This is a genomic window from Pseudomonas farsensis (genome assembly GCF_014268805.2).
Taxonomy (GTDB): domain Bacteria; phylum Pseudomonadota; class Gammaproteobacteria; order Pseudomonadales; family Pseudomonadaceae; genus Aquipseudomonas; species Aquipseudomonas farsensis.
Window position 1 is genome coordinate 511,294 of record NZ_JABWRF020000004.1, and the last position, 15,048, is coordinate 526,341.

15 protein-coding genes are annotated in these 15,048 nt (G+C 64.7%); 7 read left to right on the forward strand and 8 right to left on the reverse strand.

Features of this window, described 5'->3' with window-relative positions; genetic code table 11:
* Window positions 1-139: 139 nt before the first annotated feature.
* The 3 genes from HU719_RS21945 to HU719_RS21955 form a co-directional block, all read right to left on the reverse strand.
* The gene (locus HU719_RS21945; RefSeq protein ID WP_186534563.1) at window positions 140-1,039 is read right to left on the reverse strand and encodes a hydroxymethylglutaryl-CoA lyase; all 900 of its coding nucleotides are present in this window, start codon (window positions 1,037-1,039) and stop codon (window positions 140-142) included.
* A 20-nt stretch (window positions 1,040-1,059) separates the two neighbouring features.
* Window positions 1,060-1,461, reverse strand: coding sequence for a MerR family transcriptional regulator (locus HU719_RS21950; RefSeq protein ID WP_186516463.1), 402 nt, complete (start codon window positions 1,459-1,461; stop codon window positions 1,060-1,062).
* Between the two features lie 63 nt (window positions 1,462-1,524).
* Window positions 1,525-2,079: a TetR/AcrR family transcriptional regulator gene (locus HU719_RS21955; RefSeq protein ID WP_186534564.1), complete on the reverse strand. Its 555-nt coding sequence runs from the start codon at window positions 2,077-2,079 to the stop codon at window positions 1,525-1,527.
* Window positions 2,080-2,158: 79 nt separating this feature from the next.
* Between HU719_RS21955 and HU719_RS21960 the strand changes: the two genes are divergently transcribed.
* The gene (locus HU719_RS21960; RefSeq protein WP_186534565.1) at window positions 2,159-2,890 is read left to right on the forward strand and encodes an SDR family oxidoreductase; all 732 of its coding nucleotides are present in this window, start codon (window positions 2,159-2,161) and stop codon (window positions 2,888-2,890) included.
* A 52-nt stretch (window positions 2,891-2,942) separates the two neighbouring features.
* Entirely contained in the window at window positions 2,943-3,533 is a 591-nt protein-coding gene (locus tag HU719_RS21965; RefSeq protein ID WP_186534566.1) for a 2-hydroxychromene-2-carboxylate isomerase, read from the forward strand.
* Between the two features lie 367 nt (window positions 3,534-3,900).
* Here the strand turns inward: HU719_RS21965 and HU719_RS21970 are convergent, their stop codons facing one another.
* The 3 genes from HU719_RS21970 to HU719_RS21980 form a co-directional block, all read right to left on the reverse strand.
* Complete coding sequence (locus HU719_RS21970) at window positions 3,901-4,446, reverse strand: cupin domain-containing protein (RefSeq protein WP_186516454.1); 546 nt, start codon at window positions 4,444-4,446, stop codon at window positions 3,901-3,903.
* Between the two features lie 97 nt (window positions 4,447-4,543).
* Window positions 4,544-5,077, reverse strand: a complete 534-nt coding sequence (locus HU719_RS21975; RefSeq protein WP_186534567.1) for a cytochrome b — start codon at window positions 5,075-5,077, stop codon at window positions 4,544-4,546.
* Complete coding sequence (locus tag HU719_RS21980) at window positions 5,074-6,120, reverse strand: catalase family peroxidase (RefSeq protein WP_186534568.1); 1,047 nt, start codon at window positions 6,118-6,120, stop codon at window positions 5,074-5,076. The genes HU719_RS21975 and HU719_RS21980 overlap by 4 nt, the downstream gene beginning before the upstream one ends.
* 128 nt (window positions 6,121-6,248) lie before the next feature.
* On the opposite strand from HU719_RS21980, the gene HU719_RS21985 reads away from it, so the two are divergent.
* Window positions 6,249-6,767: a sigma-70 family RNA polymerase sigma factor gene (locus tag HU719_RS21985; protein WP_186516448.1), complete on the forward strand. Its 519-nt coding sequence runs from the start codon at window positions 6,249-6,251 to the stop codon at window positions 6,765-6,767.
* Window positions 6,764-7,516: an anti-sigma factor family protein gene (locus HU719_RS21990; RefSeq protein WP_186534569.1), complete on the forward strand. Its 753-nt coding sequence runs from the start codon at window positions 6,764-6,766 to the stop codon at window positions 7,514-7,516. Before HU719_RS21985 ends, HU719_RS21990 begins: the two co-directional genes overlap by 4 nt.
* Before the next feature lie 383 nt (window positions 7,517-7,899).
* On the opposite strand, the gene HU719_RS21995 is transcribed toward HU719_RS21990, so the two are convergent.
* The gene (locus HU719_RS21995) at window positions 7,900-8,748 is read right to left on the reverse strand and encodes a shikimate dehydrogenase (RefSeq protein WP_186536938.1); all 849 of its coding nucleotides are present in this window, start codon (window positions 8,746-8,748) and stop codon (window positions 7,900-7,902) included.
* On the reverse strand, window positions 8,745-9,194 hold the full coding sequence (gene aroQ, locus HU719_RS22000; RefSeq protein WP_186536937.1) for a type II 3-dehydroquinate dehydratase: 450 nt from the start codon (window positions 9,192-9,194) through the stop codon (window positions 8,745-8,747). Before aroQ ends, HU719_RS21995 begins: the two co-directional genes overlap by 4 nt.
* A gap of 228 nt (window positions 9,195-9,422) precedes the next feature.
* Between aroQ and HU719_RS22005 the strand changes: the two genes are divergently transcribed.
* The 3 genes from HU719_RS22005 to HU719_RS22015 are packed head-to-tail and all read left to right on the forward strand — an operon-like array spanning window position 9,423 to window position 15,045.
* On the forward strand, window positions 9,423-10,625 hold the full coding sequence (locus tag HU719_RS22005; protein WP_186536936.1) for a TolC family protein: 1,203 nt from the start codon (window positions 9,423-9,425) through the stop codon (window positions 10,623-10,625).
* A 41-nt stretch (window positions 10,626-10,666) separates the two neighbouring features.
* Window positions 10,667-11,875, forward strand: coding sequence for an efflux RND transporter periplasmic adaptor subunit (locus HU719_RS22010; RefSeq protein ID WP_186536935.1), 1,209 nt, complete (start codon window positions 10,667-10,669; stop codon window positions 11,873-11,875).
* Window positions 11,876-11,889: 14 nt separating this feature from the next.
* Window positions 11,890-15,045 (forward strand): CusA/CzcA family heavy metal efflux RND transporter, encoded by a 3,156-nt coding sequence (locus HU719_RS22015; RefSeq protein ID WP_186536934.1) that lies wholly within the window; start codon window positions 11,890-11,892, stop codon window positions 15,043-15,045.
* Window positions 15,046-15,048: the final 3 nt, after the last annotated feature.

Below are 15,048 nucleotides of genomic sequence, written 5' to 3' on the forward strand. Positions count from 1 at the left end.
TAAAAACAATGACTTATCTATTTTGATCGAAAGTTGATCACCCGAAATTTTGTCGATTTGTTTCCCTGTTACCCGATTTTCTCTCGCCAGGTGTGGGCGAGGTAACACTTCACCCACACCTGTGTGACATTCGTGTGACTCAACCCGCGCTGCCCGCCCGTGCGACCCGCGAGCCAGTGGCGCGGCCCAGTACTGCACTGATGCGCAGGCCGGCGGCGATCAGCTTGTCCAGGTCTATGCCGGTTTCAATCCCCAGCCCTTGCAGCATGTACAGCACATCTTCAGTGGCAATGTTGCCGGTAGCGCCCTGGGCGTACGGGCAGCCGCCCAGGCCCGCCACGGAGCTGTCGAACACGGCGATGCCTTCGAGCAGGCTCGCGTAGACATTGGCCAGCGCCTGGCCGTAGGTGTCGTGGAAGTGCCCGGCCAACTGCTCGCGTGGCACCTGCTGGGCCACCACCTCGAATAGCCGTCGGGTATCACCGGCGGTGCCGGTGCCGAGGGTGTCGCCCAGCGACACCTCATAGCAGCCCATGTCGTGCAGCGCGCGGGCTACCGGGGCCACTTGCTCAGCGCTGACGCGCCCCTCGTACGGGCAGCCCAACACGCACGATACGTAGCCGCGCACCCGCACCCCATGCTGTTGCGCGGCCTGCATGATGGGCTCGAAACGCGTGAGGCTTTCGCTGACCGAGCAGTTGATGTTGCGCTGGGAGAACGCCTCAGTGGCGGCTGCGAACACCGCCACTTCCTTGACCCCGGCCGCCAGGGCATCCTCGAAGCCGCGCAGGTTGGGGGCGAGCGCCGCATAGGTAACACCTGCGCGCTGCTCGATGCCGGCGAATACTTCGGCAGAACCCGCCATTTGTGGCACCCACTTGGGCGAAACGAAACTGCCCACCTCGATGTAGCCGAGCCCGGCGTCGGTGAGGTCGTTCACCAGTTGTACCTTGTCGGTAACACTGATGGGCTGGGCTTCGTTCTGCAGGCCGTCGCGCGGGCCAACTTCGACCAGGCGCACTTTGCGGGGCAATGACATGGCGGGGTTCCTGTAGCGGATCAACGGTGATCAGGGCGGGTATCGAGGGTGGCAGCCAGTGCCTGTTCGCAGCGCTCCTGGGCGGTATCGAGCTCAAGGTGCATCTGCTGGATATCGAGCATCTGCTGCTCAAGCTGGGCACGGCGTTCAGCGATCTTGCCGAGCATGCTGTTGAGCTGCTTCTGATTGCCGCCGCTGGGGTCGTACAGCTCGATCAGTTCGCGGCACTCGGCCAGCGAGAAACCGATGCGCTTGCCGCGCAGAATGAGCTTCAAGGTGACCTTGTCCCGCGCCGAATAGATGCGCTCCATGCCACGACGCTCGGGGCTGAGCAGCCCTTGCTCTTCGTAAAAACGGATGGCCCGGGTGGTGATGTCCAGTTCACGGGACAAGTCGGAGATGCTGTAGGTCTGGCTGCTCATGGTGTGGCTCGAAGGGCTGGTGGGGCTAACCTAAGGCCAGCTTGACGTATGCGTCAAGCTTGGCTACTCCGTTTCATCGAGGGCCTTGTGCACCTGGTTGCGGCTGGCTTGCAGCACCTGTGCCTGTAGCGGCTCGCTGGCCAGCATGCGGCCGACCACCAGCGCCCCGACACATTGGCTGATCAGCGCCCAGGCCTGTTGCGTATCGCCCAAGGTCAGGCTCCAGGCGTCGTGCAATTGCACCAGCCAGTGCTCGGCTTCTTCGCGCACCGGGCGTTCGGCCCGGGCAATTTCGACACCCAACGGCGGCAGCGGGCATCCGCCTTCGGGGTTATGCAAGTGGGCCATCGAAAGGTATTGATCAAGCAGCCGTTTCAGCCGCTTGCGGTCAACCGTGCCCTGCGCCAGAGGGCTGTTGCACAGTTCGCGGCGCACCACTTCGGTAAACAGGTCGTCCTTGGATGGGAAGTGGTTGTAGAACGCGCCGCCGGTAAGACCGATAGCCTTCATCAGGCCGGCCACCCCGGTACTGGCAAAGCCGCCGCGCTTGGCCAGCGCGCCACTGCTGGCCAGCAGCTTGTCGCGGGTTTGTTGCTTGTGTTCGGTGGAGTAGCGCATGACAGCACCTGGCTTGACCAAGGCGTGATCGTAGCATAGCGTTCGTTTACTAAACGATAATTCACCAATGGAGCGTTGCATGGCAGACCAAGCGAAAGTGGTGCTGGTGGTGGGGGCGGGCGATGCTACCGGCGGTGAGATTGCCAAGCGCTTTGCCCGCGAGGGTTACATCGCTTGTGTGACACGCCGCCAGGCCGACAAACTACAGCCTTTGCTGGACCAGATTCGCGCCGCCGGTGGCCAGGCACACGGCTTTGGCTCGGATGCACGCAACGAGCATGAGGTGGCCGAGCTGGTCGAGACCATCGAGCGCGATATCGGCCCGATCGAGGCGTTCGTGTTCAATATCGGCGCCAATGTGCCCTGCAGCATTCTTGATGAGACCCCACGCAAGTATTTCAAAATCTGGGAAATGGCCTGCTTTGCCGGTTTTCTGACGGCGCAGGCCGTGGCCCGGCGCATGGTCCCGCGCGAGCGCGGCACGCTACTGTTCACCGGTGCCACCGCCGCTACCCGGGGTGCGTCAGGCTTCGCCGCCTTTGCCGGGGCCAAGCACGCGTTGCGCGCATTGGCCCAGAGCATGGCCCGTGAACTCGGCCCGCGGAACATTCATGTGGCCCATGTGGTGGTGGACGGCGCCATCGATACGGCATTCATTCGTGACAGCTTCCCCGAACGCTACGCGCTCAAGGGCCAGGACGGCATCCTTGACCCTGTGCACATCGCTGACAGCTATTGGTACCTGCACAGCCAGCCGCGCGATGCGTGGACATTCGAGCTGGACCTGCGGCCCTGGATGGAGCAGTGGTGAGCCGCGCTTGTTACCTGTTACCGGCAACCTTACCTGTGCAAGGACCACCACCATGAGCAAGACCGTAGCGTTCTACTTCGACCTGGGGAGCCCCGCCAGTTACCTGGCCTGGACCCAATTGCCTGCGCTGTGTGCCCGTAACGGCGCGCATTTGAGCTATCGGCCGATATTGCTTGGCGGTGTGTTCCAGGCCACCGGCAATGCTTCGCCAGCGATGGTGCCGGCCAAGGGGCGCTATATGTTCACCGACCTCAAGCGCTTCGCCGAGCGCTACGGCGTCGGCTTCGGCATGCCGGCGGGTTTTCCGATCAATACGCTCAACCTGATGCGCGGGGTGATTGGCACGCAACTGCATGCACCCGAGCGGTTCGAGGCGTTGCTAACGTTGCTGTTCGAGGGCCTTTGGGTGCGCCAGCGCAACCTCTCTGAGCCAGCAGTGCTGGCGCAGACCCTTGGCGAGGGCGGGTTTGATGCGCTGGATTTCCAGGCACTGGCGGCTGAGCCACAGGTCAAGGAAGCATTGAAGCTGGCAACCCAGGAGGCGGTAGGGAAGGGGGTATTCGGTGCGCCGACGTGTTTTGTCGGCGAGCAGATGTTCTTCGGCCAGGACCGTCTGGACTTCGTCGAGCAGGCCTTGGGCTGAGGCCCGCGATACCGGCGTAGGCGGTGCTATCAGTCTGGGTGGTTTGGCATTCCAAGCAAGCCCACGTCGATTATGTGCAACCCGCTACCGGCCTCATCGCAGGCTAGCGCCAGCTCCCACAGAGGCGGTGCTCAACCGCAATATTGCTGGTGGGACCCAATCCTGTGAGAAACGATAGAGAGCTGTGGCGAGCGGGCTTGTCCCGCGTTGGGCTGCGCAGCAGCCCTGAAAATCCCAGGGGCTGCTGCGCAGCCCAACGCGGGGCAAGCCCGCTCGCCACAAGGAGATATGCCTGGCGAAAACAGAGTTGTACAAAACCATGGAATCTCCAGCGCTGCCAGCCTCGCGGCTTCCGATTATGCAGTGATCAGAAGTTCGCCGGAGTGTTGGCGCTGATGATCTCGGCCTCGTCGGGGCCGATGTTCTTGAAGGTGTGCGGCAGGGTGGTGGGGATGTAATAACCGTCACCTGCGTTGAGGATGCTCACCTGGCCGTCGACCCACAGCTCCATGGTGCCACGGGTGACCAGGCCACATTCTTCGCCCACGGCATGCACGATAGGTTCGCCGGAGTCCGCGCCCGGCGCATACAGCTCGCGCAGCATGCGCATTTGCCGGCCTTCGACGCTGGCGCCGACCAGCAACATACGCAGGCCGTTACGGCCAAGGTCGGGCTGCTCGGGGCCACGGAATACAAAACGTTCTTCGCGCACGGGCTCGTCGAAACTGAAAAACTCTGCCAGCGACATGGGGATGCCTTCGAGCAGTTTTTTCAGCGAGCTGACCGACGGGCTGACACGGTTCTGTTCGATCTGCGAGATCGTCGAGTTGGTCAGGCCGCTGCGGCGGGCCAGTTCACGTTGCGAGAGGTTGTTGCGTTCACGCACCAGTTTGAGTCGTGTCCCCGTGTCCATAGCCGCCTTGTTTGCAGAGGTGTCAAAAATAATGGGCGACGCATTAAAACACACTCTGCCTCCCTTATCGCGCGCTGTACGTCAGGGCGCGCAGTGGTCAGCTGCGGCGGCCCAGCGGGCCGGGCCACATGCTGCGTAACACCCCGTCGCGGTGCACCAGCGCATGCATCAGCGCGGCGGCCAGGTGCAGCAGGACCGTGGCGAACAGCACGTAGCCGGCCCAGCCATGGGCCTGGCGCAAGATCGCGTACAGCTGCAGGTCGTGCGGCGCAATGACCGGTAGCTGCAACGGGCGCGGGTAGCCACCTGCCGACAGCATCGCCCAACCGAGCAGCGGCATAGCCAGCATCAGCAGATACAAAAGCACGTGCGAGGCGCCTGCGGCCAGGCGCTGCAAGGGCGGCAGGGTGCGCGGCAGTGGCGGGTGGGCAAGGCTCAGGCGCAGCGCAATGCGCAGCACCACCAGTACCAGCAGGGCTAGCCCTGTGGCCTTGTGCAGTTCCACCAGCAGCGGGTGGCGGGTGGACAGGTCGCCGACCATGCTCACACCGATGAACAGCATCGCCAGGATCAGCAGCGCCATTAGCCAGTGCAGCAGCCGGGCCAGGGGGTGGAAGGCGGTAACACTCATGGCTTGGCTCCTTGTTGCAGGGTTTCGGCACTGCGCCGGTTGAACGACACCGAATAGGCCGCCGAACGCGCCGCGAGGATGGGGTCGGCGGAGGGTTCGATGCCGTGGGGCAGAATCAGTGGGTCGAAATTCAGGTCGCGGCAGGCGCCTTGTTCGGGCCCGTCGACCTGTTCGAGCACCAGGGTGCCGGCATTGACGCTGCGCCGTTCGGCCGGCCACGGGCTGGCGGGGTCGTCCACAGCATCGCCGGGCTCGGCCAGGGTCAGGCGCAATGTCCAGCGCAGTGGGCCTTGTGCCAGGCGCTGCTTGAGGTCGTGCTGAAGCAGCAGCTTGTCGTCCACCTGGGCGGGCAGGGCAGTGAACGGGGTTTGCGGCTCCAGCGTCCAGCGCACTGGCTGGGCCTGGCCGTTGGCGTCGATCAGGCGGAAGGCGTTGATGCTGTTGTAGGCGGTGCTGGCAAAGCTGTCGCTGGGTTTGTAAGCCGCGGCCCATTGGCGAAACGCCGCACTTTCAGGGTGGGCTGCAAAAAACGCTTGCAGCCTGGCTGGGTCGGGTTTGCCGGTGGCCGGGTCTGGCGTGGCGGCCAGCACTTGCGCGTAGAACGCCTCGGGGGTGCTGACGGCCAGTACCGGAGGGTTGTTCATGCCGGTGCGCCACACTTGGCCATCGTCGCTGCTCAGTTGCAGCGCCAGGCTGCGTACCGGCACGGCGGTATCGGGGGCGAAGGGGTTGGCGCCGCCGATGGCGAAACGGCCAAACACGGGCACCTTCTTCTGGCTGAACACCCGCGCGCTGGAAAGCGCTGCAGCCTGGCCACTGCTTTCAAAGTAGCCGCTCACACACAGGCCTTTGGCGTGGTTCTTGCGATAGCCGGGGTGGTGCCCGGCCTGGGCCTCGAAGGTGTCGATGATGCGCTGCGGGGTAAGCTTGCTGGCGCCGACCCAGCCAGCGGCATAGGCAAAGCCTGCGCCCAGCGCCGCAACGGCGGCAGCGATGGCGGCCAGGCGCAGGGCCTTGGCGGAGCCGTTCAGGGGAGCGTTCATCAGGTCATCCATCATGCGGGTTGTGAGCCAGTACGACGGGTGGGCAATGGGTTTATTCCACCGCCATGGAATAGATTGCCTGCCGGTGCGTCTGTGCCTTTACACTGACTGCCCACCGGGGCCTGAACATGCATGATCTGGACGACCACCATTGGCGTGAGCTGCTGCAGCGGCTGCGCCGCTTCGCCTTGTGGCTGTGCCGCGACCCCGGCAGCGCCGACGACCTGGTGCAGGCCACGGTCGAGCGGGCGTTGAGCCGTTGGCGTCAGCAGCACAGCGAAGACGGCCTGCGCCCGTGGCTGTTCACCATCCTGTATCGGCTCTACCTGGACGGCAAACGCCGCGAGCGCCTGCACGCACGCTGGCTCAGCCTGTTTGGCCGTAGCCAGGCCGAGGAGCCGATCGGCGATAACGTCGAGAGCATCGTGCTGGCCCAGGTTGACTTGCAGGCGTTTGCGCGGCTGTCCACCGAACAGCGTGCGTTGCTGTTGCTGGTCAGCGTCGAAGGCCTGAGCTACAAGGAAGCCGCCGAGACCCTCGGCATCCCCATCGGCACAGTGATGTCACGCCTGTCGCGCGCGCGCGCCGCCCTGCGTGACCTGACAGAAGGCAACCCCGCGCCACCGGCCTTGCGGAGACTCAAATGACCCAGCTGATCCCCACTGAAGACGAACTTCACGCCTTCGTCGACGACCGTTTGCCGGCTGCGCGCCGGGCCCAGGTCCAGGCCTGGCTTGCGGCCAACCCGCAGGAAGCGGCGCGCCTGGCTGCCTGGAGCGCCGATGCCCGGCGCCTGCGCGCAGCATTGGCGGGGTTGGCCGAGGAACCCGTGGACCCCGGGCTTGAACTTGCGCCGTTGCGCAGGCGTTTGCGTCAGCGTCGCCAGCGCCGGCTGGCCAGTGCGGCGCTGCTGCTCTTGGCGGTCGGGCTGGGCGGGCTGGGGGGCTGGCAGGCGCGGGAGGTTACCTTGGCCGCACGCGAGTTGCCGATGGCCGATGCGGTACAGGCCCACCGGTTGTTTGCCGACACCCGCGCGCTGGACATCCAGGCCAACGACCCGGCGCGGTTGCAGGCGTGGTTGGGTCAGCATTTCAATCGTGTGGGGCGGTTGCCTGATTTGAGCGGCTATGGCTTGCAGCCGGTGGGGGCACGGTTGCTGAGCAATGAAGCGGGGCCTGCTGCCTTGTTGGTGTTCGAGGACCGCGAGGGGTTGCGCATCAGTGTGTTCCTGCGCTCGCCGGGGCAGCACTTTGAGCGCATGCCCACTGGGCAGCGCACCGATGGGCAGTTGGAGGCGCGGTATTGGTCCCATGGGGACTACAATTTTGCCCTGGTCAGTGGGGCGGATGATGCGCGCGGGGAGCCCCTGCGCCAGGCGTTGAACGTGAGTTTGTGAGGTTGGTAGAGCACCCGTCAAACATCGCTATCACGGGCTGGCGCGGTGTTTGTGGGTTTTGTACAACCCTGTTCTGGCCTCATCGCAGGCTGTCGCCAGCTCTCATGGAACAAACGCTAACTATCTGATTTACATGGATAACGTGGGAGCGGGCTTGCCCCGCGATAGCAATAGCACTGCCAACATCGCATCGCGGGGCAAGCCCGCTCCCACGGTGCCCAGTTCTCTGCGCGACAGCGCAGCCCGGAAGGGCTGGGTGATCTCCTACAGAAATCTGTGCCAGGCCTCAATATTGCAGCTGTGCACCGGCCCTGTGGGAGCTGGCGCTAGCCTGCGATGAGGCCAGCAGCCCGACCCGCCCACCCCACGCGCTGCACCCTATCTCACGCAAAACTCGCAAAATGCGCCTGCATCCGCTCGGCATCGGCCTGTCGCCCGCTGAACAGCTCGAATGCCTTGACCGCCTGAAACACCGCCATGGTCCCCCCATCCAGGGTCTTGCAGCCCAACGCCCGGGCCCGGCGCAGCAATTCTGTCTCCAACGGGAAATAGATAATCTCTGCCACCCACAACCGCGCATGCAACAGGTTAGCTGGCAGCGGCATGCCCGGCAGCTTGGCCATGCCCACGGGCGTGGTGTTGACCAGCCCGTCGGCCTCGGCCAGTACATTAGCCAGATCAGTGCCCAGCGACGCGCGACCTGCGCCGAAACGTTGCGCCAGGTTTTCTACCAAGGCCTGGCCGCGGGCCTGATCCACCTCGAACAACACCAAGTGCTCAACCCCGTCCGCCAGCAGCGCATGGGCCACCGCAGAGCCGGCACCGCCGGCGCCAAGCTGCACCACAAGGTGTTTGCTCACCCCCGGCAAGCCCCTGCGCAAGCCCTCGGCAAAGCCCAGGCAGTCAGTGTTGTGGCCTACCCGCTTGCCATCGCGCAGCACCACGGTGTTGACCGCGCCAATGCCACGGGCTTCTTCCGACAGCTCGTCGAGCAGCGGCAGGATCGCCTGTTTGAACGGGAAGGTGATGTTCAGCCCGGTAAAACCGGTCTGCTCGGCGGCGTCCAGCAATTGCGCCAGGGCGCTGTCATCGACCCCCAGTTGGTCGGCGTCGATCAGCCTGTACAGATAACGCAGCCTCTGGGCGTCACCCTCATGTTCATGCAGGGCAGGGGTGCGCGAGGCCTGGATGCCGCGACCGATCAGGCCTGCGAGAATGCCTGGAGTATTCATGCCTGGCCCACCTTGAGGTGTTCGGCGAACCAGTTCAGGGCCATGCGATACCCTTGGCTGCCAAGCCCGCAGATCACCCCCACCGCAATGCTGGAGACGAACGATACGTGGCGGAACGGTTCGCGCTTGTGCACGTTGGACAGGTGCACTTCGATTACCGGCAGCTCCGCCGCGACCAGTGCATCGCGAATGGCCACAGAGGTGTGGGTCCAGGCCGCAGGGTTGATCACGATGCCATGGCAGCGGCCACGGGCGCCGTGGATCCAGTCGAGCAGCTCGCCTTCGTGGTTGGTCTGGCGAAACTCCAACTGCAAGCCCTGCGCTTGGGCGATGTCGGCGCACAGGCGGGCGAGGTCGGCGAGGGTTTCGTGGCCGTACTGGGCGGGTTCACGGGTACCCAACAGGTTCAGGTTGGGGCCGTTGAGCACGAGAATTCGGGGTGTCATGGCGGTGTATCGCTTTGTTGTTTTTGGTTGACCCGAGTTTTGTACCATCCGGTTAGTTTCGTCAAATCCTTGCGTCAGGATATTGGGCGATTATCGAACCATCCCCGCCATTGTTCGCCTGGGTGCTGCATTACAGAATTGTAATTTCACTGCCACCACCTCGATAACCGCGCCTGCCTAGAGTCCCTCGCCAACGCTTTGAGCTGTTTGTCGACGAGGACTTTCGCCGTGCCCATCCCCCGCAAGATCGCCTTGCTGTGCCTGCTGCTGGCAGGCAACGCTGGCGCCGAAACGCTGAGCCTGGCCCAGGCGCTCGACGCCGCTTACGCGCAGAACCCGGAACTGGCCGCTGTGGGCCGCGAAATCGGCATCGCCGAGGGCGAGCGCCGACAGGCCGGGCTGCTGCCGAACCCAGAACTGTCCTGGGAGCTCGAGGACACCCGGCGCAGTACCAGCACCACCACCGTCATGCTCAGCCAGGCGCTGGAGCTCGGCGGCAAGCGCGGTGCGCGCGTAGAGCTTGCCCAAGCTGGCCAGTCGATTGCCCAACTGCAACTGGAGCGCCAGCGAAACGCGCTGCGCGCAGAGGTGATCCAGGCCTACCACGGCGCGTTGCGCGCGCAGACTGCACTGGAGCTGGCGCAGCAATCCCAGGCCCTGACCGAGCGCGGTGTGCGGGTAGCTGAAGGGCGGGTCAAGGCGGGCCAGTCGTCACCGGTCGAGGCCACCCGCGCGCAGGTGCAACTGGCCCAGGCCCAAGCCGCGGTGCGCCGTGCCCAAAGCGGACGCAGCGTGGCCTGGCAGACGTTGGCGCGGTTGACCGGCAACACTGAAAGCCGCGTCGAGCAACTCGATGCCGCCAGCCTGTCGCCGGGCCCGGCGCCGCGTGTCGAGCAACTGCTGGCGCGGGTCGAACAAAGCGCCGACTGGCGCCTGGCCGCCGCGCAGATCGAACAGGGCGATGCCAGCCTGGGTTCGGCCCGCGCGCAGCGCATCCCCAATCTCACCGTCAGCGTTGGCAGCCAGTACAGCCGCGAGGACCGCGAGCGGGTCAACGTGGTTGGTTTGTCGATGCCGCTGCCGTTGTTCGACCGCAACCAGGGCAATGTGCTGGCTGCTGCCCGCCGTGCCGACCAGGCTCGCGACCTGTACACGGCCGTCTCGTTGCGCCTGCACAGTGAAACCCGCAGTGCCGCCGAGCAATGGGCCAGCGCCATGCAGGACGTGCAGGCCTATGACCGCACCATCCTGCCCTCGGCGCAGCAAGCCGTGGACACCGCCACCCGTGGCTTCGAGATGGGCAAGTTCGCCTTCCTCGACGTGCTCGACGCCCAGCGCACCTTGATCGAGGCACGCGGGCTGTACCTGGACGCCCTGGCCCAGGCCAGCGACGCCCGCGCCCAGGTTGAACGCATTTACGGCGAACTCTGAGCCGCTACCCAGCCCCCGACGACTTTCCTGCAGGAGCCCCCATGACCACCCCCCGCAAACTTGCGATCCTCGCCGCAGCCCTGGCAACCCTTGGCCTTGGCGGCCTGGCCTGGACCGGCACTGTCGGCGAGGCCCGCAGCAGTGCCCAGCACGATGATCATGGCGAGGAGGGCCACGGCGAAGAAAGCCATGGCCACGATGAAGAAAAAGCCGAAGGCCACGAAGACGAAGAAGGCCAAGTGCACCTGAGCGGCGAGCAGATCAAAGCCGCCGGGGTGCAATTGGTTACCGCCGGCCCCCAGGCGCTCGGCAGCGCGATCAGTTTTCCGGGCGAGATCCGCTTCGATGAGGACCGCACGGCCCACGTCGTGCCCCGCGTCCCTGGCGTGGTCGAATCGGTGCACGCCGAGCTTGGCCAGGCGGTCAAGCGTGGCCAGGTGCTGGCAGTGATTGCCAGCCAGCAGATTTCCGACCTGCGCAGCGAGCAACAGGCCGCCCAGCGGCGCCTGGAGTTGGCGCGGTTGACCTTCGAGCGTGAAAAGCAACTGTGGCAGGAGCGCATCAGCGCCGAACAGGACTACCTGCAAGCGCGCCAAGGCTTGCAGGAGGCCGAAATTGCCGCCGCCAATGCCCGGCAGAAGGTCGCCGCCGTGGCCCCGGCTGGCCAGGGCAACCGTTTCGAGCTGCGTGCACCTTTCGATGCCGTGGTGGTTGAAAAGCACCTGAGCCTGGGTGAGGTGGTGAGTGAGACCAGCAACGCCTTCACCCTGTCTGACCTGAGCCGGGTCTGGGCGACTTTTGCCGTGGCCCCCCGCGACCTCGACAAGGTGGTCAGTGGCCGCGATGTCACCGTCAGCGCCCCTGACCTCAACGCCCAGGTGCAAGGCAAGGTCAATTACGTCGGCAGCCTGCTGGGCGAGCAGAACCGTGCCGCCACTGTGCGTGCAACCTTGGCCAACCCCAATGGCGCCTGGCGCCCCGGCCTTTTCGTCAATATCGCAGTCACCGTCGAGCGCTTCGATGCCGCCGTAGTAGTGCCCGAAAGCGCGCTGCAAACCTGGGAAGAGCAGACCGTGGTATTCGCCCGCACCGAAGAAGGCTTCCAGGCCCGCCCTGTACAGACCGGCCGGCGTGACGCCGGGCAGGTGGAAATCAGCCAGGGCCTGGGCGCTGGCAGCGTGGTTGCCGGCGCCGGCAGCTTCATCCTCAAGTCCGAGCTGGGCAAAGGCTCGGCTGAACACAGCCACTGACGGGAACGCCTGACATGTTCGAACGCCTGATCCAGTTTGCCATCGAGCAACGCCTGGTGGTCATGCTCGCCGTGGTGCTGATGGCCGCCGTGGGTATCCACAGCTACCAGAAACTGCCCATCGATGCGGTCCCCGACATCACCAACGTGCAGGTACAGATCAATACCGCAGCGCCCGGCTACTCGCCCCTGGAGACCGAGCAGCGCATCACCTATGCCATCGAAACCGCCATGGCTGGCCTGCCTGACCTCAAGCAGACCCGTTCGCTGTCGCGCTCGGGGCTGTCGCAGGTGACGGTGATTTTCGATGACAGCGTCGATATCTTCTTCGCCCGGCAGTTGGTCAACGAGCGCCTGCAAGTGGCCCGCGAGCAACTGCCCGAGGGCATTGAAGCGGCCATGGGGCCAATCTCTACAGGCCTGGGCGAGATCTCCCTGTGGACCGTCGAGGCCCAGGACGGTGCCCTGAAAGACGATGGCACCGCCTACAGCGCCACCGACCTGCGGGTGATCCAGGACTGGATCATCAAACCGCAATTACGCAACGTGCCGGGTGTGGCTGAGGTCAACAGTATCGGCGGCCATGCCAAGCAGTACCTGATCGCGCCCGACCCCAAGCGCCTTGCCGCCTACAAGCTGACTCTCAACGACCTTGTCGGGGCGCTCGAGCGCAACAACGCCAACGTCGGTGCCGGTTACATCGAACGCAACGGCGAACAGTTGCTGATCCGTGCGCCAGGGCAGGTGGCCTCGGCTGACGATATCGCCAACATTGTCATTGCCAGCGTCGAGGGTGCGCCGATCCGCGTCAGCCATGTCGCGCAGGTCGGCCTTGGCCAGGAGATGCGCTCAGGCGCTGCGACCGAAAACGGCCGCGAAGTGGTGCTGGGTACGGTATTCATGCTGATCGGTGAAAACAGCCGCAGCGTGTCCCAGGCCGTGGCGGCCAAGCTTGAAGAGATCAACCGCAGCCTGCCCAAGGGCGTTGTCGCCGTTACCGTCTACGACCGCACCAACCTGGTCGAAAAAGCCATCGGCACGGTGAAGAAGAACCTCATCGAAGGCGCGATTCTGGTTATTGCCGTATTGTTCCTGTTCCTGGGCAATATCCGTGCGGCGCTGATTACCGCCATGGTCATCCCGCTATCGATGCTGTTCACCTTCACCGGCATGTTCAGCAACAAGGTCAGCGCCAACCTGATGAGCCTGGGCGCGCTGGACTTCGGCATCATCGTCGACGGTGCCGTGGTGATCGTCGAGAACGCCATCCGCCGCTTGGCCCACGCCCAGCAACGCCATGGCCGCATGCTGACCCGCAGCGAGCGCTTCCATGAAGTGTTCGCCGCCGCCCGCGAGGCGCGCCGGCCGCTGATCTACGGGCAGTTGATCATCATGGTGGTGTACCTGCCGATCTTTGCCCTCACCGGGGTCGAGGGCAAGATGTTCCACCCCATGGCCTTCACTGTGGTGCTGGCGCTGCTGGGCGCGATGATTCTGTCGGTGACGTTCGTGCCGGCGGCGCTGGCGCTGTTCGTGACCGGCAAGGTCAAGGAAGAAGAGGGCGTGGTGATGCGCACCGCGCGCCGTCGCTATGCACCGGTGCTTGAGTGGGTGCTGGGCCGGCGCAACCTGGCATTTGCCGCTGCGGCCACCGTGGTGGTGCTGTCGGGTGTGCTGGGCAGCCGCATGGGCAGCGAGTTCATCCCAAGCCTCAGCGAGGGCGACTTTGCCTTGCAGGCACTGCGCGTACCCGGCACCAGCTTGTCGCAGTCGGTGGACATGCAGCAGCGCCTCGAACAAGCCATCATTGAGCAGGTGCCAGAGGTCGAGCGGGTGTTCGCGCGTACCGGCACGGCTGAAATCGCCTCCGACCCGATGCCGCCGAATATCTCCGATGCCTATGTAATGCTCAAGGAGCGTAAGCACTGGCCAGACCCAGACAAACCTCGTGAGGCGCTGATCGCCGAAGTGCAACGCGCCGCAGCCGGCGTGCCGGGCAGCAACTACGAGCTGTCGCAGCCGATCCAGTTGCGCTTCAACGAGCTGATTTCCGGGGTGCGCAGCGATGTCGCGGTGAAGGTCTTCGGTGACGACATGGCCGTGCTCAACCGCACCGCGGCACAGATCGCCGCGCGCCTGCAGCAAGTACCGGGCGCCTCGGAGGTCAAGGTCGAGCAAACCACCGGCCTGCCGGTGCTGACCATCGACATTGACCGCGACAAGGCCGCCCGGTATGGCTTGAACGTGGGTGATGTGCAGGACGCCATCGCCATCGCCGTTGGCGGGCGCACCGCTGGCACGCTGTATGAAGGCGACCGCCGTTTCGACATGGTGGTGCGCCTGGCCGAACCGCTGCGCACCGATGTCGACGGGCTGTCCAGTCTGCTGATTCCAGTACCGGCCAATACTGCCAACGGCGCCGGGCAGATCGGCTTCATTGCGCTGGGCCAGGTGGCGACACTGAATCTGGAGCTTGGCCCCAACCAGGTCAGCCGTGAGGACGGCAAGCGCGTGGTGGTGGTCAGCGCCAACGTGCGTGGCCGTGACCTCGGTTCGTTCGTGCAGCAAGCGTCGCAGGCGCTGATCGACCAGGTGCCGATTCCGCCGGGTTACTGGACCCGCTGGGGTGGCCAGTTCGAGCAACTGCAATCGGCGGCCGAGCGCTTGCAGGTGGTGGTGCCGGTGTCGTTGCTGTTGGTCATGGCGCTGCTGCTGCTGATGTTCAACAACCTCAAGGATGGCCTGTTGGTGTTCACCGCTATTCCGTTCGCCCTCACCGGTGGCGTATTGGCGCTGTGGCTACGCGACATCCCGCTGTCGATTTCGGCTGGGGTGGGCTTTATCGCGCTGTCTGGGGTTGCCGTGCTCAACGGCCTGGTGATGATCGCCTTCATACGCAACCTGCGCGAAGAAGGCCGCGGCCTGCGCGCTGCGGTAGAAGAGGGCGCCTTGACCCGCTTGCGCCCGGTGCTGATGACCGCGTTGGTGGCATCCTTGGGCTTCATCCCCATGGCCCTTGCGACCGGCACCGGCGCCGAGGTGCAACGGCCCCTGGCGACCGTGGTGATCGGCGGCATCCTGTCGTCCACGGCGCTGACGCTTTTGGTGTTGCCGGCGTTGTACCAATGGGCGCACAGGCGCGAGGAAGACGCCGAAGCAGAGGCGGGCTAGCTG

Excerpts from the sequence above, each read along its gene's own strand:
- HU719_RS21995 (WP_186536938.1), bottom strand. The coding sequence starts at position 8,748 with ATGAATACTCCAGGCATTCTCGCAGGCCTGATCGGTCGCGGCATCCAG.
- HU719_RS21975 (WP_186534567.1), bottom strand. The coding sequence starts at position 5,077 with ATGAGTGTTACCGCCTTCCACCCCCTGGCCCGGCTGCTGCACTGGCTA.
- HU719_RS22015 (WP_186536934.1), top strand. The coding sequence starts at position 11,890 with ATGTTCGAACGCCTGATCCAGTTTGCCATCGAGCAACGCCTGGTGGTC.
- HU719_RS21980 (WP_186534568.1), bottom strand. The coding sequence starts at position 6,120 with ATGAACGCTCCCCTGAACGGCTCCGCCAAGGCCCTGCGCCTGGCCGCC.
- aroQ (WP_186536937.1), bottom strand. The coding sequence starts at position 9,194 with ATGACACCCCGAATTCTCGTGCTCAACGGCCCCAACCTGAACCTGTTG.
- HU719_RS21985 (WP_186516448.1), top strand. The coding sequence starts at position 6,249 with ATGCATGATCTGGACGACCACCATTGGCGTGAGCTGCTGCAGCGGCTG.
- HU719_RS21960 (WP_186534565.1), top strand. The coding sequence starts at position 2,159 with ATGGCAGACCAAGCGAAAGTGGTGCTGGTGGTGGGGGCGGGCGATGCT.
- HU719_RS21955 (WP_186534564.1), bottom strand. The coding sequence starts at position 2,079 with ATGCGCTACTCCACCGAACACAAGCAACAAACCCGCGACAAGCTGCTG.
- HU719_RS21945 (WP_186534563.1), bottom strand. The coding sequence starts at position 1,039 with ATGTCATTGCCCCGCAAAGTGCGCCTGGTCGAAGTTGGCCCGCGCGAC.
- HU719_RS21965 (WP_186534566.1), top strand. The coding sequence starts at position 2,943 with ATGAGCAAGACCGTAGCGTTCTACTTCGACCTGGGGAGCCCCGCCAGT.
- HU719_RS22010 (WP_186536935.1), top strand. The coding sequence starts at position 10,667 with ATGACCACCCCCCGCAAACTTGCGATCCTCGCCGCAGCCCTGGCAACC.
- HU719_RS21970 (WP_186516454.1), bottom strand. The coding sequence starts at position 4,446 with ATGGACACGGGGACACGACTCAAACTGGTGCGTGAACGCAACAACCTC.
- HU719_RS21950 (WP_186516463.1), bottom strand. The coding sequence starts at position 1,461 with ATGAGCAGCCAGACCTACAGCATCTCCGACTTGTCCCGTGAACTGGAC.
- HU719_RS21990 (WP_186534569.1), top strand. The coding sequence starts at position 6,764 with ATGACCCAGCTGATCCCCACTGAAGACGAACTTCACGCCTTCGTCGAC.